General features: G+C 42.3%; 20 protein-coding genes, 2 tRNA genes and 1 rRNA gene. 7 read left to right on the forward strand and 16 right to left on the reverse strand.

What is annotated here, in order from left to right:
- Window position 1: 1 nt before the first annotated feature.
- Entirely contained in the window at window positions 2-790 is a 789-nt protein-coding gene (locus tag AC0YN7_RS27615; protein WP_475813236.1) for an NAD-dependent epimerase/dehydratase family protein, read from the reverse strand.
- 45 nt (window positions 791-835) lie between these two features.
- Window positions 836-2,662 (reverse strand): ATP-binding protein, encoded by a 1,827-nt coding sequence (locus tag AC0YN7_RS27620; RefSeq protein ID WP_475813237.1) that lies wholly within the window; start codon window positions 2,660-2,662, stop codon window positions 836-838.
- Window positions 2,663-2,917: 255 nt separating this feature from the next.
- Between AC0YN7_RS27620 and tadA the strand changes: the two genes are divergently transcribed.
- Window positions 2,918-3,382 (forward strand): tRNA adenosine(34) deaminase TadA, encoded by a 465-nt coding sequence (gene tadA / locus AC0YN7_RS27625; protein WP_475813238.1) that lies wholly within the window; start codon window positions 2,918-2,920, stop codon window positions 3,380-3,382.
- Window positions 3,383-3,388: 6 nt separating this feature from the next.
- Here tadA and AC0YN7_RS27630 read toward each other — a convergent pair whose 3' ends face one another.
- Window positions 3,389-3,583, reverse strand: coding sequence for a Spo0E family sporulation regulatory protein-aspartic acid phosphatase (locus tag AC0YN7_RS27630; RefSeq protein WP_475813239.1), 195 nt, complete (start codon window positions 3,581-3,583; stop codon window positions 3,389-3,391).
- A gap of 392 nt (window positions 3,584-3,975) precedes the next feature.
- On the opposite strand from AC0YN7_RS27630, the gene AC0YN7_RS27635 reads away from it, so the two are divergent.
- From AC0YN7_RS27635 to AC0YN7_RS27645, 3 genes are read left to right on the forward strand one after another with little or no spacing between them, the layout of a single operon-like run.
- Window positions 3,976-5,160 carry a carboxylate--amine ligase gene (locus AC0YN7_RS27635; RefSeq protein ID WP_475813240.1) on the forward strand — a complete coding sequence of 395 codons (1,185 nt, stop codon included), beginning with the start codon at window positions 3,976-3,978 and terminating at the stop codon, window positions 5,158-5,160.
- A gap of 15 nt (window positions 5,161-5,175) precedes the next feature.
- Window positions 5,176-6,657, forward strand: a complete 1,482-nt coding sequence (locus AC0YN7_RS27640; RefSeq protein ID WP_475813241.1) for a Mur ligase family protein — start codon at window positions 5,176-5,178, stop codon at window positions 6,655-6,657.
- A gap of 8 nt (window positions 6,658-6,665) precedes the next feature.
- Window positions 6,666-7,379 (forward strand): aspartate/glutamate racemase family protein, encoded by a 714-nt coding sequence (locus tag AC0YN7_RS27645; protein WP_475813242.1) that lies wholly within the window; start codon window positions 6,666-6,668, stop codon window positions 7,377-7,379.
- 217 nt (window positions 7,380-7,596) lie between these two features.
- Here the strand turns inward: AC0YN7_RS27645 and AC0YN7_RS27650 are convergent, their stop codons facing one another.
- Window positions 7,597-8,874, reverse strand: coding sequence for a right-handed parallel beta-helix repeat-containing protein (locus AC0YN7_RS27650; protein ID WP_475813243.1), 1,278 nt, complete (start codon window positions 8,872-8,874; stop codon window positions 7,597-7,599).
- Window positions 8,875-9,517: 643 nt separating this feature from the next.
- Between AC0YN7_RS27650 and AC0YN7_RS27655 the strand changes: the two genes are divergently transcribed.
- The 3 genes from AC0YN7_RS27655 to AC0YN7_RS27665 all read left to right on the forward strand — a co-directional run bounded on the left by AC0YN7_RS27655 (window position 9,518) and on the right by AC0YN7_RS27665 (window position 11,548).
- Window positions 9,518-9,850, forward strand: coding sequence for a PadR family transcriptional regulator (locus AC0YN7_RS27655; protein ID WP_475813244.1), 333 nt, complete (start codon window positions 9,518-9,520; stop codon window positions 9,848-9,850).
- Window positions 9,847-11,205, forward strand: coding sequence for an FtsW/RodA/SpoVE family cell cycle protein (locus AC0YN7_RS27660; RefSeq protein WP_475813245.1), 1,359 nt, complete (start codon window positions 9,847-9,849; stop codon window positions 11,203-11,205). Before AC0YN7_RS27655 ends, AC0YN7_RS27660 begins: the two co-directional genes overlap by 4 nt.
- 266 nt (window positions 11,206-11,471) lie before the next feature.
- Window positions 11,472-11,548: transfer RNA gene (locus AC0YN7_RS27665), tRNA-Arg, on the forward strand.
- Window positions 11,549-11,908: 360 nt separating this feature from the next.
- Here AC0YN7_RS27665 and AC0YN7_RS27670 read toward each other — a convergent pair.
- From AC0YN7_RS27670 to rrf, 12 genes are all read right to left on the reverse strand, one after another.
- Window positions 11,909-12,964: a hypothetical protein gene (locus AC0YN7_RS27670; protein WP_475813246.1), complete on the reverse strand. Its 1,056-nt coding sequence runs from the start codon at window positions 12,962-12,964 to the stop codon at window positions 11,909-11,911.
- A gap of 156 nt (window positions 12,965-13,120) precedes the next feature.
- Entirely contained in the window at window positions 13,121-13,273 is a 153-nt protein-coding gene (locus AC0YN7_RS27675) for a small acid-soluble spore protein P (RefSeq protein ID WP_475813247.1), read from the reverse strand.
- A 45-nt stretch (window positions 13,274-13,318) separates the two neighbouring features.
- The gene (locus tag AC0YN7_RS27680; protein WP_475813248.1) at window positions 13,319-13,495 is read right to left on the reverse strand and encodes a hypothetical protein; all 177 of its coding nucleotides are present in this window, start codon (window positions 13,493-13,495) and stop codon (window positions 13,319-13,321) included.
- A gap of 15 nt (window positions 13,496-13,510) precedes the next feature.
- On the reverse strand, window positions 13,511-13,858 hold the full coding sequence (locus AC0YN7_RS27685; RefSeq protein ID WP_475813249.1) for a hypothetical protein: 348 nt from the start codon (window positions 13,856-13,858) through the stop codon (window positions 13,511-13,513).
- A gap of 122 nt (window positions 13,859-13,980) precedes the next feature.
- A tRNA-Ser gene (locus AC0YN7_RS27690) sits at window positions 13,981-14,069 on the reverse strand.
- A gap of 84 nt (window positions 14,070-14,153) precedes the next feature.
- A complete protein-coding gene (gene serS, locus AC0YN7_RS27695) occupies window positions 14,154-15,434 on the reverse strand; it encodes a serine--tRNA ligase (protein WP_475813250.1) in 1,281 nt (426 codons plus the stop codon).
- Between the two features lie 49 nt (window positions 15,435-15,483).
- On the reverse strand, window positions 15,484-16,068 hold the full coding sequence (gene pdxT / locus AC0YN7_RS27700) for a pyridoxal 5'-phosphate synthase glutaminase subunit PdxT (protein WP_475813251.1): 585 nt from the start codon (window positions 16,066-16,068) through the stop codon (window positions 15,484-15,486).
- Between the two features lie 129 nt (window positions 16,069-16,197).
- On the reverse strand, window positions 16,198-17,079 hold the full coding sequence (gene pdxS / locus AC0YN7_RS27705) for a pyridoxal 5'-phosphate synthase lyase subunit PdxS (RefSeq protein WP_475813252.1): 882 nt from the start codon (window positions 17,077-17,079) through the stop codon (window positions 16,198-16,200).
- 128 nt (window positions 17,080-17,207) lie between these two features.
- Window positions 17,208-18,497: a D-alanyl-D-alanine carboxypeptidase family protein gene (locus AC0YN7_RS27710; protein WP_475813258.1), complete on the reverse strand. Its 1,290-nt coding sequence runs from the start codon at window positions 18,495-18,497 to the stop codon at window positions 17,208-17,210.
- Between the two features lie 189 nt (window positions 18,498-18,686).
- Window positions 18,687-20,144 (reverse strand): IMP dehydrogenase, encoded by a 1,458-nt coding sequence (gene guaB, locus AC0YN7_RS27715; RefSeq protein WP_475813253.1) that lies wholly within the window; start codon window positions 20,142-20,144, stop codon window positions 18,687-18,689.
- Window positions 20,145-20,275: 131 nt separating this feature from the next.
- Entirely contained in the window at window positions 20,276-21,472 is a 1,197-nt protein-coding gene (locus AC0YN7_RS27720) for a GNAT family N-acetyltransferase (protein ID WP_475813254.1), read from the reverse strand.
- 86 nt (window positions 21,473-21,558) lie between these two features.
- A 5S ribosomal RNA gene (gene rrf / locus AC0YN7_RS27725) occupies window positions 21,559-21,633 on the reverse strand; the annotation flags it as partial.

The following is a 21,633-nucleotide window of genomic DNA, read 5'->3' on the forward strand; positions in this document are numbered from 1 at the left end:
TTCACCTCGTTGTATGTACTGCCATAGTGGCGATTTCATGTGATTCATAAAATTGAACGCTAGCTGCTCGGCCCGGTAAGTCTGCCGACTTCTCCATCAAGCTCTGGCTAACCGCTCGAATCATTCCTCGAGCAACATCCTCACCCTTAATCGGTCGATACTTCCGCAAAGGCCCCATCATAGTAAACTGTAGACCTTTGAATATCCACCCACCAATTGACTCGGCCATCCGCATATTACGTCTTTCTCCAAGCAAAAGTGATGGTTGAAAGATGTGTACTGTCGGCAGCTCTAGCTTTGCTAACGACTCTTCCAGCTCTCCCTTCACCCTGCTGTAAAAGAACTTGGAGGCTGTCGATGCTCCCATAGCCGTAATAACAGCATAGTGAGAAGCACCATTACGCTTTGCCCAGCGCGCCAAAGCAAGCGGATATTCATAATCAACCTCACGGAATGCTTCTCGCGTTTTAGCAGCTTTTATTGTCGTCCCTAGCGCGCAATAGACAACATCTGCACTAACATCCTCTAATGATTGATCCAAATCATCGAATAAAGTAAGAATAACTCTGACCTTGCCTAAATTACTTCCACGTCCTGGCTCCTTGATATCGAGGGGACGCCTTGTAAGAACAGTAATTTGTTTTACCCTAGGATCCTGAATGAGCTGCGCGAGCAGTGCCGATCCGACAAGACCCGTTGCTCCTGCCAGCAAGCAAGTATAGCCCTCCTGATCCGTTGACGGAAACCGTGAGTTTGGGTCAAGTCCTTCTTGGCCAGAACGGCTGCCCATTTCGTATTCCTCCTCATATTTACCTTACTGAAGCTCCGCATCTGCTTATTTCACCAGTATACCGTCTCCTTGAAGTTCTTTCAAAGCGGGTAGCAGAATATGTACCGTTGTACCAACATTAACCTGGCTTTTAATATCCATCGTACCACGATGACTGTTAATGATACGTTGGCTAACCATAATGCCAAGACCGGTCCCCGTCTCCTTGCCTGTAAAAAATGGATCGCCAATCTTTGGAATCATTTCATCCGGAATACCGATGCCTTCATCCGTTACCGTTATAGAAATATGCTCCCGTCTATGGGAAGCATGGATATGAATGAGTCCGCCGCTAGGCATAGCTTCTATCGCGTTTTTCAATAAATTAATAAATACTTGCTTCAATTGGTTCTCTTCACATGAAATGAGGCAATCATCCTCTGTAAAGAACACACGAAATTCTATATTGTGCAGCAGCGCTTCACTATTAAGCAATGATATGACATCCTTCAGCACATTTCGGGCATCCTTCGTTATGAACTTCGTAGCTTGAGGCTTAGCCAAAATTAGAAACTCGCCCACAATAAAGTTAATGCGGTCAAGCTCAGACAGCATTAAGCTCACATGTGATTGAGACAGCTTATTGCTCTCCTGCTGTAGCTGAAGAAATCCTCGCAATGTCGTAAGCGGATTACGAATTTCATGGGCTACACCGGCTGCCAATTGTCCGACGGTTGTAAGCTTCTCTGACCTGCGCAGAAGCTCCTCCATTTTATTTCGACTCCGCATGTCACGCGAAATGCTCGCAAAAGCTCGTATCGTTCCGTCCGTATCGCGAATGGATGAGAGCGTTACGCTTACCGGTATCATCTCGCCCGCCTTAGTTATACGCATTGCTTCCTGAGTAGGAAGCGCTTTGCCAGCCAGCAATTGATTAAGCATACCTTGCATCTCTTGATTATAAGCGCTCGGGAGAATAGGATCTACAAGTCCAATGACGTCCTCTTGATCGTAGCCAAACAGTGTCTCATACGCACGATTAACCTGAATGACTCTCCCATCAAGATCAATCAGATGAATGGCATCGGTAGTATGATTGATAAACGACTCTAAATGCTCCTTCATACGCCGATTTTCCTCAAATGCTTTGCGCAGCTTGTTCATATATATGCTTAAGTTTTGCGACATCGCATTGATCTTAAGTGCTAGTAAACCAAACTCATCCTTGCGCTTAATTCGAATAGGCTGATGAAATCTCGCGGAGGAAACCTCATTTACTTTCCACAAAATATCTTTTAAAGGCTTAATCATTGCACCTACCAGCCAATAGCTTATAATGAGCGTCAGCAGCAAACTTATGCTTGTATAAATGAAGGTATAATCTCGACTCTCACTCAGGAACTCTTTAGCATGGGCTCCGTCATATAAGATGCTTATTGTTAAATTATCAGTCTGCTCGTTTTTAAAGTAGCTTCGGTAGTAAACATGTCCTTCTATCCTAAAGCTGCGAAGAACAAATTCATCATTCTTCACTTCTTTTATAATGTCATAATCATTTATTGAGCTCGAATTATTGTACGTTCCATAGGAAACCGTTGATGTCACTTGATCAAATACGGTAATTTCCTTTATATTTGCATTTAACGATTTTACAATGTCAAAGATATGCTCAGGGCCCCAATATCCAACTTTCAACGGAAACGAAGTTGCAGCCTGCTGATTTTGGTAGTCCACAATAAATTGCGCTACATGAATAGATGTGTTTTTCATCTCAATCTTTATTTGCTCTCGTATATGATGGGTAAAATAGTTTTCATTCAAAAAATGGTAAATGATGAAAAACGTCAATACAATTAGCGAAATCAAGACAGAGAACTTCATCTTAATCGACAATGAACGACACATCCTTCATAACGTTGATCATATTGAACCAGTGCATTTGACCTAATCAGCGAACATAGAAGAACCTCAATAAATCAGACTTATTAACAAGTTACGCACATTATACACAATAATTGTGCACAGACCTTAATAATATGTGGGTAGTTATGTGTATATCACTGTAGTTATCCACAGTTTTATCCACCACCTGTTAACAACGGAATATTTGTTCGTTGTATAATGATTATAGAAAAGGGGTAATTTCATATGATAAGAGAGCTCGAAGATCAAAATTGGATGCTTGAAGCCATCGCCGAAGCGAACAAAGCCGAGCAAATCGGAGAAGTTCCTATCGGAGCCATCGTTGTCAGAAATAATGAAATCATTGGCAGGGGCTATAATCTACGGGAAACAACCCATGATCCGACCGCACATGCCGAAATAATTGCCATACGCAATGCTTGTGACAATATAGGCGCCTGGAGATTATTGGATTGCACACTCTACGTTACACTAGAGCCTTGTCCAATGTGCGCCGGAGCACTCGTTCAATCTCGTATGAAGCGTGTCGTTTACGGCACCACCGATCCAAAGGCAGGCTGTGCCGGAACACTTATGAATTTACTGCAAGAGCCCCGTTTCAATCACGAAACGGAGCTCACAAGCGGTGTTCTTATGTCTGAATGCGCATCACTGCTAACTAAATTTTTCCGTCGACTGCGAGATCGATAGTAAACGTTACGTATTGTCGCGACGTATAGGAATATATGAATTTTCATTTCGCTGCATCTGCTGTAATGCAACAATAAGTTCATCGGCCTCTTCGCTAATAGCCAGGACGTCCGGATCTGTCAAGCTGCCACGTGCTTCTGCTATTTCATGAAGCTTTAGCCGCAGCGACTGCAATTTACTAAGCAAATGTTTTTTGTCCATAGCTCGCTTCGGGGCACGCTCCTTATCTAGCACTCGTGTGGTAATGGTATTATTATACTCTTAGTGCAGTAAGGAGTTTGTAAAAAAATGTCGATGAACGTAGACAATTTTCAGGCATATTTCGACATTTGTCTACCACTTCATCCATTTTATAGTGCTTTATCACTATTCTGATCATACCATGAGTATGCTTCGATATCAAAATTCGAATATGAAAGCCAAATTCTCATTAATGATAGAAGCATTTGCGAGTAGTTTATCCGTGTTTTAGACTCCCATTTTTGTAATAAATCAATTTGTATTATAATAAGCTATGAAGTAAAATTATTAACAACAAAATGATACGAGGGTTAGAAATATACTTAAATTCAGATAGCGGGATGTGCTTTTTTGTGAATAATAAAGCTGTAATATTAGGTTGTAACTATTATATAGGTTTAAGTACAATTCGGTGCCTTGGTATTAATGGTGTACATACAGTCGCTGTTGATTATTCAGCCGTACATAATTATGGCGCTGATTCTAAATATACATCTGAGCGGCTTGTTTCTCCGCATTATAAGGAAGATACGAAGGCCTTTATCCAATTCTTGAAAGAGTACGCACGTAAACAAAGCGCTCCTCCCGTTCTTATTCCTTGTCATGATTCATACTTAGAGGTTATCGACGAGTATTTGGAAGAGTTAAGAGAGTGTTATCTCATTCCACAAAACGAGCCAGGCATATATACGAGCATGATGAATAAAGAGGTGCTGCAGCGCTTGGCGTTAGAAAACGGAGTCGCAGTACCTGAAACGGTTCGGGTAGATGAGGATAATTTCTTCGAAAAGATCGATCAAATTATTAAATATCCATGTATTGTTAAGCCTACTGACTCCCCTTCCTTTGTAGCCAAGTTTAGAAAGAAGCTATTTAAAGTAAACAATCGAGCGGAGCTTGAACAAGCGTTAGAAACAGCGCGTGAAGCGAGTCTGGAAGTCATCGTTCAACGTATTATTCCGGGCTTTGATGACCATATGTATACCTTCGATGCCTATTTAAACCAGCAATCCAAAGTCACACACTGGGTTACTTGCCAGAAATTTCGCCAATATCCGATCAATTTCGGGGCATCCGTCTATACAGGACAGAAGTATGTGCCTGAGCTATTCGACATTGGCGCTCCTTTTCTAGAGAAGATGAAATGGAAGGGCTTTGCTGAAATCGAGTTTAAGAAGGATGCTGAAACAGGACAATATTATTTGATTGAGGTAAATTGTCGAATTACTAACCTCAACAACCTTTTATATAAAGTTGGCGTTAATATTCCATATATTACTTATCAAGAGCTGACAGGCAACATTGTGCCGCCGAAAGCCGTCAGAGAAGATACGAACCGTGTGTTCTGGTACGGCTATGAGGATATGCTAGCTATTAGAGGCTATATTAGGACCAAGCAGCTTACGGTTGGACAAGTTGTTAAATCTTTATTTAAACCTAAAGCGTATGCGATCTGGAGCTGGAGTGATCCAAAGCCGGCTATATCTTTCCTAAGCTCGATTGTAGGCAAGTTTTTCAAGAAATATTTGGTAAAATAAGGAGGAATGCTCGAAATGGTGTCATTAAAGGAGCTCTTAAAATCAACGCCCATTCTAGATTCTATCCATCAGAAAGAAATGCTGGTTTCGGGAATTAGCTATCATTCACAGAAATGCTCCGAAGGGCATATTTTCGTATGCGTGAATGGCTACAAAACGAATGGACATAAATACTTGCCGAACGCCATTCAAAATGGAGCTGTAGCAGCCATTGTCGAAGAGTTTCAGGATGGAATCGATATCCCTCAATTCCGTGTTGCAAACAGTAGAATAGCGCTTGCTCAGCTAGGTGCCGCATTTTATGGCTTTCCAGCTAACAGCATGACGATGATTGGGATTACAGCCACTAACGGTAAAACAACAACTTCCTATTTAACGAATGCCATTTTAGAGAGACACGGTCTCAAAACCGGTTTAATCGGTACGGTTGTGATCAAAATAGATGATTACTCGATCCCTTCTGAGCTCACTACGCCAGAATCGTTAGATTTACAATATTATTTAAAACAAATGGCTGACAAGAACGTCTCCCATGTTAGTATGGAGGTGTCTTCTGCAGCATTGGAGACACATCGTGTAGAAACGGTTGATTATGATATCGTTGCACTTAATAACTTGAGTCGTGAGCATATTGACTCGCATGGTTCCTTCGAGAAATATTGGGAGGCCAAATCAAGCTTAATTCGTAATGCCAGCGCAAAGAGCTTCGCTCTACTCAACTTGGATTCCGAATATTCAGCCTCTCTAATAGATAAGACCAAAGCAACGGTCATCACCTACAGTCTTAAAAGCCGAGAGGGAACGGTTTTTTGCAAGGATTTAGACCTCTCGACGGGAAGAGCAAAGTTTAAATTTGAGATTCTAAAATCATTTCAGGCTAAAAATATCGAGTTTACACCTGGTGAATTTGAAGTAGAGCTATCCATTCCTGGATTGCACTCCGTTTATAATTCTATGGTAGCGATTATAATTTCCTTGTTATGCGGCGTACCTGTTTCAACCATTCAAGAAACATTAAAATCATTTTCCGGCGTAGAAAGACGGTTTGAGATTATTCACGAAGACAAATTCATGATTATCGATGACCATTTTGCTAATCCCGGCAACATAGATGTTACGCTAGAAACCGTCAAATATATGAACTATGAGCGCCTTCGTCTTGTTTATGCTATAAGAGGCAGCCGCGGCCCTACAGTTAATAGAGAAAATGCAGAAGCTATGGTCAGCTGGATGAGAAAATTGGAGTTAAATGAAGTCATTGCTACGCGAAGCATATCTCATGTCACTGAAAAAGACTTCGTAACGGATGAAGAGGTACAAGCCTTTATGGACGTTATGAATAAAGCTAATATTCAGGTTGAATTTTACGATGAATTGCCTGATGCTATCAACGATGCTCTCTTACGTGCCGAACCTGGCGATTTGGTTATGTTAGCCGGCTGCCAAGGTATGGACAATGGAGCTCAAATTGCTTTGCAAACACTACAATCAAAGTAGGTAATACGATGAAACATAAAAGTTTAGGCGTGATAGGCGGGATGGGCCCTAAAGCAACCTCGTTATTTTTTGAACAAATTATCGAATTGACCGATGCGGATCGTGATCAAGAGCATATCGATATGTACATTCTTAACCATGCGACCTTGCCAGACAGAACGTCTGTAATATTAGCTAATGAGGGCGAGGTTTTCCTTGAAGCTGTTGCTAAAGACCTGAAATTGCTTGAAGCAGCAGGCGTTTCTAATATAGCTATACCGTGTAATACCTCTCACTATTTCTATAACGATATGCAGAAAATGACTGAGATAAACATTATTAATATGGTGGATGAGACGCTGAAAGTCATTTACGACACCTATGGTGAGCATTGTAAAATCGGCATTTTGGCTACCAACGGTACCGTAAGCAGCGGAGTGTATCTTACAGGCTGCAATAAATATGATATGCAGCTGCACATGCCAAGCGAGGCTATTCAAGAGCATGTAATGGACATTATATATAACAAGGTTAAACGGAACTTGCCGGTAGAGCCATCTGAATTTGAAGGTATTATTAACTCACTGTTAGTCAATGATAATTGCAATTGCGTCATTATCGCCTGCACGGAGCTATCCTGTATTCAAATCAGTAAAGAGTTTTCTGCTTATTGTGTGGACGCGATGTCGGTGCTCGTCCAGAAATCGATTGAGCTTTCCGGTAAAAAATCAATTCTTCGGTAAGTATGCAAACCAAATATCCCAAAGCTCAATTGGAGCCATGTGTGAAAATAGAATATTCCGATGATAAGAAATGGTTTGAGATATCCTTATAAAACCAACAAATATCTAGGGACGACCGTATATTCTCTTCTTCAAGCTACTATGACTAGAATCAGCAATGATTCTAGTTTTTTTGTATGCAAAATGTTTAATTTTCAAAGTGATGGGTACTTTTAAATTAATCATTTGATAAGCTTGCGTCAATTTGATTATCTTTTATAATATTACCCTCCATATGATACCGAAGCAGCAGCTGTCCATCCTCATTATATGCGCTTCCATTCCCATATAACGTATTATTAATAACAACACAGTTTACAGTGGCACCGCGTTCCTTATCATAACCACCCATTGCAATACCTGTGTAGTAATTGTCGTATATGACATTACCGCGTACAATAATGCCGCTTGTCGCTTTACCCTTATGTTCACTGGCAATCTCAATACCAATGTCGTTATTATAGCTGTAGTTTCGTTCAATAATTGTATCCTTGCCACCGTCAACATATATGCCTCCCGCTCCATAGGAGCCATTCGGTAGCTTTCGTCCATAAGATGGGTTCAATGACGAAGTAATATTGTAAACCTTGTTGCCACTAACCACACCGTTACGTGCTTGATCAAACGTTTCGTCTGGAGACACTCCTTCAAACCCGATTATGTCGATGCCAATATTGTCATTGTTATATATTTCATTATTAGTAATGGAAAATGTATCTACATTTCCGTTCACGGCAAGTGCCTCACTAGATCCTAGAACGAGATTGTTCAATGTATTGCCATCAATCACAATATTGCTTAATGACTCAGGAGCTTTCGTTCCATATACGGCAATACCATGTGCATCGCGTCCGGACAAGTTAGAGCGCAGCCTCGCCGTATTTTTAATATCGTGGATCCTATTATTTCTAATTTCAATATTTGTACCTGCGCCGTGTACAAGAATGCCTGCAGGTCCCTTATTCCGTTTGTTCGTTTTATATTGACAGATTTCAAAGCCCTTTATGATTACGTAGCTTGCATCCTCAATTTGTATCATTCCTTCGTCATAGCTTATAGATAAACCACTACCGTCCAAAACAGCCTTCCCTTCTGGGTAGCTCTCGAATGTAATAGGTCCAGCGCTTGCTGAGCCCGAACGCGTTATTTTGACTTTCTGGTTATATACCCCTTCGAGGACGTACACGGTACTCCCTGCCGGCACCTTATCCGCGGCGTATTGAAGTGTCTGCCATGGTGATCCCTCACTGGTTCCTTCGTTACGGTCATCACCGTCTGTGGACACATAGAAGGCCGTTCCTATCGGTAACTGCGAGAAATCTCTCTCATCCTCGTAGCCGACATCATTATGCGTACTGCTACAAGATATAAGCAACAATAAAAAAATAATGGCCGTTCCAAAAAATACGACACGAGCCAGTCTGATTTTTGTCACTTGAGTAATGCAAATGGCCACAGGAAAACCTCCTACAATACAGAAATTATATAAGAATATGAGACAAATGTAATACCTATATTTTCTTTTCGTGGATATAAACACTTAATATATATCTAAATAAATTAAGATAATAAATTATTATTTTATCATTTGTTTAAATAGGCGGCAGGCGCAAAGCAACCGGTCTAATCCGCCCTATACGCGGCATGACAGCGGGGATGCTCTCGTAGTTTGGTTTTTAGTTGTCTAAATATATCGAAAGGAGATTTACAAACACATGTTTAAGAAACCTCGCTCCATCGCTAAACCAGGTCTAGCTCTTATCCTATGCATGCTTCTCGGGGCCTCCCTACAAGCAGCGCCAGTGCTCGCAGCCTACCGCTAAAAGCAGTAAATGGCCAAGCATTCCTACGTTTTTTCTTCCTTATATAGTCCGAAAGATTGATTCATTGTGTATTGCCCCCCTTAAATTGAGAACAGCCGTTTAAAGTGACTTATGTACTTATACGTTAGCAGAATGATAAGATATGCATAAATATATCATTAAATAGGTTTTTTGGAACCCATTCCTAAATTGATGTTGTAATCTGCGGTGGACGATTATATACTTATACAAAGATATTCAATGCATAGATATTCGATATATAAATAGGAGGACGTAATGAAAATTAATAAGGAACTTATGAAAGGTAGTACCGTTATTCTCATTTTGACACTGCTTGATCGTAAGGAAATGTATGGATATGAAATGACCAAAGAAATTGAAAAAAGCTCGAGCGGTGTTTTTACTTTTAAAGAAGGAACCCTCTATCCGATCCTACATACACTTGAGGTGGAGCAGCTGGTTGAGTCGTACTGGAATGAGGGAGGCAGCCGTAAACGTAAATATTATCGCATTACAGCGCGTGGACGAGGGCAGTTGGAGGAGAAGAAGCAGGAGTGGATGTTGTTTCGGACGACGGTGGACCGCGTAATCGGGGAGGGACATGCATGAATAATAAGCCCGTTCAGTATGATTCGATTAAGCAATACTTAGCGCAGGTTTGCGGCCACGTGAAGGCAAGAGATGTGCATCAAGACATTAAGCTTGAAATGAGGAGTCATCTGGACGAGCTGGTGGAGGATAAGAGGAACGAAGGACTATCTGAGGAAGAGGCCGTTCGAGCGGCATTAGCACAGATGGGTGATCCCAATAAAATCGGAAAGCAGCTTCATGCTGCTCATAAGCCGGTTATGGAATGGGGCTTAGCCGCACTTGTCGCGGTTATGGTAGGTATTGGCCTGCTTGCTATGTATGCCGTGCAGTTTGCTTATAGTGATCATAGTAATTTAAGCGGATATCAATTTTTTTTTAGAAAATCTTTTTTTACAGCGATAGGCGTTTCACTTATTATTGGCATTTATTTTTTGGATTATCGAAAGTGGCAGAAGTATTCGTGGTACCTTTATAGCGGAACGATTTTACTGATGATAGCCTGTATTTTATTTGGAATCGAAATCAATGGTGCGAAAAGCTGGATCACAATCGGCTCCTTTTCCTTTGATGTTTATGGAACTTCTCCTTATTTATTTATGATTGCTTTTGCAGGAACGCTGCTTGTTAAGCAGAAGGAGATGCAGGGATTATACAGTAACTCACTACGCATCAGTAAAATGGTTCTTTTATATGCAATTGTTCCTACTATATTGTATAGTCAGGCAAACTCCTATCTAAATCTTATCTCATATGTATTCGGACTGACGTTATTAATGCTGTTTATTACGAAAACATACAAACTGTTTTTAGCCAGTGTAGGTTCAATAATAGCTGCAGGTATGGTGTTTATAACAATCGATCCATATCGCTATAAAAACGTATTGGAACGGTACACCGCTTTTCTAAATCCCAATGCTTCCGAGGATGCAAACTATATGCTCCAGCGTTCCTTGGAATCTATTCGTTTAGGAGGTATGTGGGGACAAGGATTTGGCGCTGAAAATACGATGATCCGCTATATTCAAAGTGAAATGGTATTCACTTACTTGATCTATAGTCTCGGTTGGGTTTTTGGTATAGCTATTGTCATGTTAACATTGTTACTGATTGGCAAAGTGTTCGGCATGGTTAGGAAGCTGAAGGATGTGTACGCCAGAGGCATTGTCGTTGGTTTATTCTCAATCATCAGTCTGCATTTCGTTTGGAATATTCTTATGTCGTTCGGGCTACTGCCTATGAACAGTATGAACATGCCATTCGTATCGTATGGCGGAACGAATGGTATTATTGAATTAATGGTAATGGGATTAGTGCTAAGCGTACATCGGAGAAAAAATATGGTCAGTTTAATAAACCGCGAGCCATTAAAATAAGCAAACAAAAGGGCTTTTGATTGAATGAAATCAGCTTTTTTAAGGAAAAAAGCCTTGCCATATGGCAAGGCCAAAACCATCATGTTGTAGCTTATTTTAGAAACTTACCAATGATTCCACCAAGCCCACTGTTGCAGTCACTGTCATGTCCTTGGCTGCCATAGAGAACGTCAGCACTTCCGTCATTTTGTTAATCGCTTGATACGATCCGCTGTCACAATTAGTTGCGTTTAACAAGCCTGCCATGATAAAATAACAAGTGCTGCGCGTCCGTAGCTCATCCGGATAGAGCGATGGTTTCCTAAACCGTAGGTAGGAGGTTCGAGACCTCTCGGGCGCGCCACATAATAAAATGACAAAGGGATTGTTCCATAAGTAGATAAATCTACTTGAGGGGCAATCCCTTTTTTAGGGCCAAATTTCTAAGCAGATGGTTTTAATTCATTTAAGCTAAACCAATTGCAGGCAGCATCGTTGGCATTATTACATCCGTGATCGCTTGGATTCCAATTCTCGGAATGATACTTCATATCGCAACTGCAGTTGTCTTACTGATTGCCGCTAACAAAAAAGACGCACACACCGCCACCGCCTGCCCCAGGCAGCTTTTGATCCTTTATAGCACCACTAAAAAAAGCTGTTCCAAGGCAAAAACCTTGAAACAGCTTTTTTCAACTGCGTTTAAACTCAGCCGAGTCCGAGCTTACAGCCCTACTGGCGTTTGAAATAGCTGCATTACCTGCTCCATTGTGATCGCATCGGTTGGAATCTCATTTTCAAAATTCGGAGCTTTGTTAATATCGGAGTAGCTAACGTTGAAATGGAAGCCAATCTTCATATTTTGTCCGCTTTCCTTCTCCGTCGCTTGCACATTGACTTGAGCCGCTTGATAGACAAGATAGCCATCCTTAATGGCACCTGTAGCTTTTAGCTTATTTACCTTCACATCATTTTTCATCACGTCAAGCATCTTAGCTTTATTGCTTTCCAGGTCTGCCTTTGCTTTCTCAATATCAGTCTTTTCCAGCTTCAATGACTTCAATTCATCTGCATTCGCAAGCAGGATGTCGAGCACTTCAGGCATAACTTGATTAATAACGGTTTCGACTGTTTTACCGTAGTTGCCTTCATTAATTTCAAAGCTAATAATTTGATCAGCCTTCAAGTCTGCTGGCACACCAGCATCCTCCGCTTTCGGCTCACTGAAATACGTTTTTTCGTCAAAATGCTTCAGCAATACTGTTCCGAGCTCTTTACTAAGCTTCTTCTGAGCGTCAACGTCTATTTGAGCACCGCCCTGTTGAGCTGCAAGCTCCTTTAGATCAATCTTGATAAACTTACCTGTAATGGTCTCAGGCAGCCCTAGCATCGGAATATCTGGAATTTTCACATATAAAATTTCTTTTGTCATAATCATAGGTACATTCAGCTTCATTTCCATATCACCTGGCAGCACAATTTCCAAGTTCATGTCGGTACGCATTGGGTCCTTCTTATAAATAGCGTCAACCTTAATAGTCGCATCTTTTATCATACCAATAATAGCAGCTGAAGCCACATCCGTTTGCAGAGCAGCATCAGATGCAAGCTCTAATTCATCTACCCCCATTGACATAGTGACTGCATAGGAATCTGCCGCTGAAATTTTCGTCATTGCCGCTTGCAAAGCTTCCTTTGGCGGTTTAGCCGAACTGCATCCCGTTATAATGACCATTAATGCGGCCACTAATATAACCGTCAGTTTTTGAATCTTATTCATGAAACGTGATCCTCCCCTATCTTTTTATAAGCACCTCCATTTTATCCTATCTCATCATGTTTTAGAAGCTGTATACAAAAAATCCCGTTTCAAATTACTGAAACGGGACATAAGACCTACAGATTTATAAGCCTTAACGTTAGCTTTTGCTTGCTTTTAACCCTGAGGGTTGTTATGACTTACATGATTATGCTGCTTCGTCTTCTTCGACCCGGATAATGGCTCCTGCTGTCCTTCGTCATTATCCCGTCTCCGCTTGTTAATCTGCGGATTGCCACCTGGAACTGGAATACTCTTCGGCTTACTCATATAGAAGCCCTCCTATAAAATAATTCAGAGCTGCTTGAAATTTTATTAGCTCTTCTGGTGCTCCAAATCAACAGGCTGGTCAAAGTTCAATGAATCTTGATGCCTGCGATCATTTTTGTCCTGCTGCAATTGCTGCGCATGATGGCTGTTAACCGGCTCTACCTCTAAAGCTTCTACGACATTAGATAAATTTTTATCGACTGTACCTTTTGCTTTGGTCATAAGTCAACGTCTCCTCTACGCATGCGTCAATTGTTGTAGCGCTTGTGCGCATTCATGCAAATGCCTTGTATAATCCTGAATAAGCCGCTGAATAATTTCTCCACGCTCATCGACGGAGACATTATCCTTCTCTACATCAACGAGTTCAACCTTTACTTCTCGACTATCTACATAACTTACTTTAAAATCGAACGAAAACATTTGGTGACCAGCCGTATCAATCGTCACACGAAGTGATTTCGCATCTGATTCATCCGGGAGCACCTTGCTGCGATCGCCGTTTTTCAGTATCTCTGGCAGCGTCTGCCGCCATGCATCTGCCAAATTGTCCTGATTCATTTGAAGCTCATCTGATTTACCCATGTATGAAGCACCTCCACATCGCTTAACATGCGGCAGTTTACTGCTTTTTATACGACCATGCACAAAACAAAAAACGCCCAAACGCTGGGCGTCTGGGCGTATATGTATGTAGTTGGTTAATATGGCGGAGAGGGTGGGATTCGAACCCACGTGAGCTTGCGCTCTAACGGTTTTCAAGACCGCCCCGTTATGACCGCTTCGGTACCTCTCCATCAACTAATCGTGACAAAAGATAGTATACCACAGAACAAAAAATAAAAGCAAGTATATTTTGTCCTGTGGTAAAAAAATTTTTTTATCGTACTTGAATCGAACTAATACCACCCATGTAGGGACGTAATACTTCAGGTATCGTTACTGATCCGTCTGCTTGTTGATAGTTCTCAATAATCGCTGCGAACGTACGTCCGACAGCAAGACCAGAACCATTAAGCGTATGTACGAACTCAGGTTTACTCTTCGCGTCTCTTCTGAACCTAATTGCCGCGCGGCGCGCTTGGAAATCCTCTACGTTCGAGCAAGACGATATTTCACGATATGTAGCGGCACTCGGCAGCCATACTTCCAAGTCATACGTCTTCGCTGAAGTGAAGCCCATATCGCCCGTGCAAAGCGCCAGAACACGATAAGGCAGGCCAAGCAGCTGCAGTACCTTCTCAGCATTCGCCGTCATCTTCTCTAGCTCTTCGTAAGAATCCTCCGGCTTCGTCAGCTTAATCAGCTCAACCTTGTTGAATTGATGCTGGCGAATCAGACCGCGAGTATCACGACCAGCTGAGCCCGCCTCAGAACGGAAGCATGAGCTGTACGCCACAAAATATTTTGGAAGCTCGTCCGCATGCAGTATTTCCTCGCGATGAAGGTTCGTTACAGGAACCTCCGCAGTAGGAATAAGATAGTATTCCGATTCTGAGATTTTGAACAAATCCTCTTCGAACTTTGGAAGCTGCCCTGTTCCAAATAAGCTATCGCGATTTACGATGTACGGTGGAAGCACTTCCTCGTAGCCGTGCTGGTCACTGTGCAAATCCATCATGAAGTTAATTAACGCTCGCTCGAGACGTGCGCCCAGACCTTTGTAGAACGTAAAACGTGACCCAGTAACCTTCGCAGCGCGCTCAAAATCCAATATGCCGAGCGATTGTGCGATTTCCCAATGGGCCTTCGGTTCGAAATCAAAAGTCGGCAGCTCGCCGTTTACACGCAGCTCAACATTATCTTCTTCCGATTTCCCAATTGGCACAGTTTCACTAGGTACGTTCGGAATTGCCAAGGTCAGCTCGTCAACTCGAACCTCTAGCTCACGAATTTCATCGTCAAGCTCTTTAATTCGATCACCGACTTCTCTCATTTCGATAATGAGAGCATCCGCGTCTCCACCGGATTTTTTGAGCTTAGCCACTTCTTGCGACACCATATTACGTCGGTTTTTCAGCTGTTCCGTTTCTTGAATCAAGTCACGTCGCTTAGCGTCAAGCACTGGAAAACCTGCAATAAGATCAAGCGATGCTCCGCGATTAAGCAGCGCCTGCTCAACCTTCTCAAATTCATTTCTTAATAATTTCACATCCAACATTATGGATCAACCCCTCTCCAAAAGGAGTAATATAGGTAACCTTATGATACTATGCCTTGCCGGCAGCTGCTTCTTTCACCATCTCTACGAAATAAGCATGCAGCCTGAAATCATCAGTAAGCTCCGGATGATAGGATACCGCAAGCAGATTACCCTGCCTAGCTGTAACGATTTCATCCTTATAGGTCGATAGTACCTCTACATCGGCCCCTACCTTCTTGATCAATGGCGCGCGTATAAATACTGCACGTACAGGCTCATCAATACCTTTTACTTGCAAATCTGTTTCAAAGCTTTCCTGCTGCCGTCCGAAAGCGTTCCGAGCAACAGTCATATCCATCAGACGCAGATGAGCATCCTCTTGTCCTTCAATCTTATCCGCAAGCACGATAAGACCAGCGCAGGTACCGAAAAGCGGCTTACCTTGTGAAGAGAAATCCGCAATAGCTTCCATAAACCCATATTTACGCATAAGCTTTCCGATCGTTGTACTTTCACCGCCGGGAATGACAAGCCCCTGCAGTTCATCAAGCTGCTCGATTCGTTTAACGGCGACCGCCTCTGCGCCCGCCGCCTCTAAGCTTCGTATATGCTCTGCTACTGCGCCTTGAAGCGCAAGTACGCCAATCCTCATAGCTCTAGTCGCCTTCCTTTACAATCGGAGCAAGGGCTCTACAGACCCTATTAACTCCAGTATAATACAAAGTGCTAGTATAAATGGCTAACGCTGCCCTATAGGACAGCGCCGCCTATACTATCTAGTTTAGATTCCGCGATCTTGCATACGTTGTGAAGCATCAAGCTTGGAAATTTCAATGCCCTTCATTGGAGCACCCAGGTTTTTGGATACTTCAGCAATAAGCTTGTAATCTTGATAATGTGTTGTTGCTTCAACGATAGCGCGAGCGAATTTCTCTGGGCTGTCTGATTTGAAAATACCAGAACCAACGAACACGCCATCTGCGCCCAGATGCATCATTAGAGCAGCATCCGATGGTGTTGCAACTCCGCCTGCGGCGAAGTTAACAACTGGAAGCTTGCCTGTCTCGTGTACATCAAGCAATAAATCATAAGCTACGCCTAAGATTTTTGCTTCATGATAAAGCTCGTCCTTCGACAAACCTTGAATTTTGCGAATTTGTCCGTTAATTAGACGAAGGTGGCGAACAGCCTCGACGATATTGCCTGTTCCAGGCTCACCTTTTGTACGAAGCATTGCAGCGCCTTCTTGAATACGACGCAAAGCTTCCCCAAGATCTTTAGCTCCGCATACGAATGGAATTGTAAATTCGTGTTTGCTAATGTGGAATACTTCATCAGCTGGCGTGAGCACTTCACTCTCATCAATATAGTCAACACCCATTGATTCTAAAACCTTTGCTTCGACATAGTGACCGATACGTGCTTTCGCCATAACCGGTATCGAAACTACCTTCATAACCTCTTCAACAATTGTCGGATCAGCCATACGGGCTACTCCGCCTGCTGCGCGAATATCAGAAGGGACACGCTCAAGAGCCATTACTGCTGTAGCACCTGCTGCTTCAGCTACCTTTGCTTGCTCGGCGTTCATAACGTCCATGATGACGCCGCCTTTTTGCATTTCTGCCATGCCGCGTTTTACGCGTGATGTACCTGTTTCCATGCTTAATATCCTCCTATTTTCATCCATTGAAATCTATTATAACGTAGTTGTTCTAACCATTGATTTTACAGGAAGCCTGTTTAATCGACAACCCTTGTTTTGCTTTATTCCCCTGTTTTCAAGTCGGATTAAAATAAATTGACAATTCCATTGAATAGACTGCTAAAAAATCCTCCAATAGAACGGAACAATAAGCGGAACCAGCCTGCCTTTTCAGCTTCCTCTGTCGTAATTAGGTTAACCGTATGCTCTAGTGTCTGTTTCGTTTCCGCATCCGTATACTGATAAGTCACAGTACCAACTGCCGTACCAACCGGAATCGGTGCCACAAGCTCGGCTTCTGATTTGATCTTGCTTTCTTTCAACTCAATCTTCGGCTCAACGCCCTTTTTCACCATGAACGTTATGTCCTTGTCCGTAACGACAGGAATGCTCTTTTTCTTACCCTTCTTAATCTTAACCGATTCAAGCTTTTCTACCACGGATTTTGGTGCAAGAACCGTCTTTTTCTCAAATGTGTTAAAACCATAGTTGTAAAGCTTAGCTGTTTCGTTGAAACGGGCAGACTTTGTCGCAGTATCCATTACAACGCTAATAAAGCGTTGATCGCCACGTTTAACTGTTCCCGTAAAGTTATAACCGGCAGCACCAATAAAACCCGTTTTCATACCGTCTACGCCTTCATAAGCCAAATGCTTCAATCCAGATTGATTAGTATTCGTACCTAGCATCCAGTTAATGTTAACAATTGCTTTATCATCACGTTCCCGGAATTTATATTCCTGAAGCTTCGAATACTCTAGAAACTCCGGATGCTCTTTCAAAATAATTCGCGCAAGCTTAGCCATATCTGAAGCTGAAATAACTGTATCATCCGCAAGACCAGTCGCCGATGTGAAGACAGCCGTTTTCAAACCGAGCTTTTGACTTGTTTCATTCATTTTCCCGACAAAGCCTTGCTCGCTTCCTGATATTTCTGAAGCAAGTGCAATTGTCGCATCATTAGCTGATCCTACTGCCATCGCTTTATATAATTCTAGAACCGTATGTTTATCACCTTGAGCTAGAAATACGGATGAACCGTCAACTGGTGTCGATGCTGCTTCCGCGTTAGTAGTAACAACAGTATCCCACGATAGACGCTTGTTAGATACTTCTTCCAGAACGATATATTCCGTCATTAGCTTCGTCATGCTTGCCGCAGGAAGCGGTTCATTAGAATTAACTTCATATAATACTTGACCGGAATCGGCATCAATTAGAATAGCTGCTTTCACCTGTAAACCTAATGAGTTCTCTGTGCTGGGTCTGTTATTGTATCCCTGTGCCTGTACTGTCGTTGAACCTAGTGACAACACTATCAAACAAGCTGCCATACTTGCAGCGATGGCTGTCTTTAATCGAGCCGGTCTAACCATTTCCTTCAACGTCGTCTCCCCTTTTCCCACTTGGTTTGTCCGATGTTAATTGTAACATATCAAACCGCAACAATTAAACCTCTTTGAATAGTTGATGAAATGAAGATTCCTTCATTATAAAAAAACAGAGACAAGCAACGATGTCGCTTGTCTCTGTCTCTTTAATGTCGGGATAGCCTTATTCTACTTCTATAAGGAGTAGTTTGGCGCTTCCTTCGTTATTTGTACATCATGCGGATGACTCTCACGAAGTCCTGAACCGGTGATACGAACAAATTGCGTATCGTTTTTCAGTTCTTCCAGAGATGCAGTTCCGCAATAACCCATACCTGAACGCAGTCCGCCCAGCAGTTGGTGAACGGTATCAGCTAGTGGTCCTTTGTACGGTACGCGTCCTTCAATACCTTCCGGAACAAGTTTGTTCTCGTTTTCCTGGAAGTAGCGGTCTTTGCTGCCTTCCTTCATCGCGCCAAGTGATCCCATACCGCGATATACTTTAAAGCTGCGTCCTTGGAAGATCTCAGTCTCGCCAGGGCTTTCAGCTGTTCCTGCAAACAAGCTTCCGATCATAATTGCGCTGGCGCCTGATGCAATTGCTTTCGTAATATCACCAGAATACTTAATACCGCCATCCGCGATAACCGGTATGTTGTATTCGCGAGCAACCGAAGCGCAATCATATATTGCAGTAATCTGCGGTACGCCAATGCCTGCAATGACACGAGTTGTACAAATCGAACCTGGACCAATACCGACTTTAACAACGGATGCTCCTGCTTCGATTAAGTCGCGAGTAGCATCGCCTGTTGCAACGTTACCTGCAATAATTGTCAGATCCGGATAAGTTGCACGCAGCTTGCGTACTGTATTCAATATGTTAATATGATGTCCATGCGCCGAGTCTACAACAAGCACGTCAATACCAGATTGCACAAGCGCTTCTGTTCTTTCCATTGTATCCTTCGAAATACCTACCGCTGCTCCGCAAAGCAAACGACCATGTGTATCCTTCGCTGCATTAGGGAATTGAATTGCCTTCTCAATATCTTTAATAGTAATAAGACCTTTGAGTGTGTTCGACTCATCAATAAGTGGAAGCTTCTCGATCTTATGTTTCTGCAAAAGAATTTCAGCTTCCTGAAGAGTCGTTCCAACTGGTGCGGTTACCAGATTTTCACGAGTCATTACATCATTAATTTTAATCGAATAATCGTGAACAAAACGCAAATCGCGGTTCGTCAAAATACCGACCAATTTTTTATCCCGGTCAACGATTGGAACGCCTGAAATGCGGTATTTGCCCATCAGTTCCTCAGCGTCATAAACATGGTGATCCGGCGTAAGTGAAAACGGGTTAGTAATAACACCGCTCTCCGAACGTTTCACACGGTCTACTTCCTCCGCCTGTTGTGTAATCGACATGTTCTTATGAACAATACCAATACCGCCCTCACGCGCTATCGCAATTGCCAAAGCCGCTTCTGTAACGGTGTCCATACCTGCGCTAATGAGCGGAATGTTTAGCTTAATGTTCTCGCTTAATCTGATGGAAATATCAACTTCTCTTGGTAGCACTTCTGATTTGCGCGGAATAAGCAGGACGTCGTCAAACGTTAGCCCTTCTTTGGCGAATTTTGTTTCCCACACGAGTATGTTCCTCCCTTATTTTCGATACCTCTCACGTATATTATTGCAATATTATCAGAGGGGGTAGGGGCTGTCAAGACAGGCCAATAGCAACTATATCCCTATAAAATAAGCTTGTATTCCGTAATTCTTTAAAAAAAGTCAGGTAAATACGTAGTTCGTTCGGGAATACGGACATGTAAGCGTTTAATAACCTCTTCATTACCTTCAATTTGTCCTAAACACGCTAATTCCAATGGTCGAATGTAGCCAAACAATAGTGAAGTTAATATACCTATATTTATTTTTATAGCGAAATCAGTACTTTCAATTTCCTCTAATCTCTTCAAAATAGCATTTCCCGAAGGCTCTATTTCAATACTATAAATACCATTATTCCAAGGTGCGTGTTCATCCATTATCTGAATAGGTATCTGATCCGCAGCATGATCTGGAGCGAACATATATTGACCAATAAATGCCTGTGCATCAACGATACGTGCCATGAAATATGGGAATATCTCTTGCTTGACTCGTGGGTCAGGCAAAGTATATGTTAACCTATCATTGGATGGAACGGTTATTGTTACCTCTTTAATCATGGAATCATGCTGTGAAATAAACGACCAAATCGCCGACCTTGCTGCCTCATTTAAATAAACAAGCTCATGCACGGTCATATGCATATTCTTAACTTCATATATGATGTATCCTTGAGCTTCACCATTTTGATCATAATAGATCGCAGATTGGCCAGGCTTTCTCTTGCTTATTCGATAACTCCACCATAGCTCTGTTCGTGCTAATGTACCATTAAATTGGCTGGCGTACTTCTCATATATCGGTTCTAATAAGCTGTAGTCCTTATCTCTGCATCTCTCTATCCGACCGTCAAAAGCTTTACGTACAGGTAACTGTTCCGTTTTAATTGTATACACTTTATTCTCGGTATACGTCTCCCAACCGTATTTTCTATAGAATCCAATTGAAAATGGGTGCAGTAAAGATACACTCTGGCCTTTCTCCTTCATCTCTTTCAGTGCATGAACAAGCAGCTTAGCTACAAGCCCTTGTCTTCTATACTCTGGCCATGTGGATACAGCTGCTACGCCACCCATAGCAAACCTTTTGCCACCGATAAAAGTGTGTAAACTCAGTACAGTCATTTGCGCAGCAAACTGGTTTTCAACATATGCAGCATAGCGTGCTGCTGGCTGCGCTTCAAAATGTAACTTCATCTCTTCAATTTCTTCGTCCGTTTTTTTCATTTGAAATGCAAACTGCGACAACATTATGCTGTCAGTAAAATGTGATAGATTCATTTCCTCTATCCTCAAGCTTCTATTCAATGTTGTTCGCCTCCTTGCACTTATTATTTCATAAAGTAATGAATATAACAAAAAAACCTATCGCATACATGCGATAGGTCATTCGTGCTTGGCGACGTCCTACTCTCCCAGGACCCTGCGGTCCAAGTACCATCGGCGCTGAAGGGCTTAACGGTCGTGTT

This window comes from Paenibacillus sp. J31R122 (genome assembly GCF_056269185.1).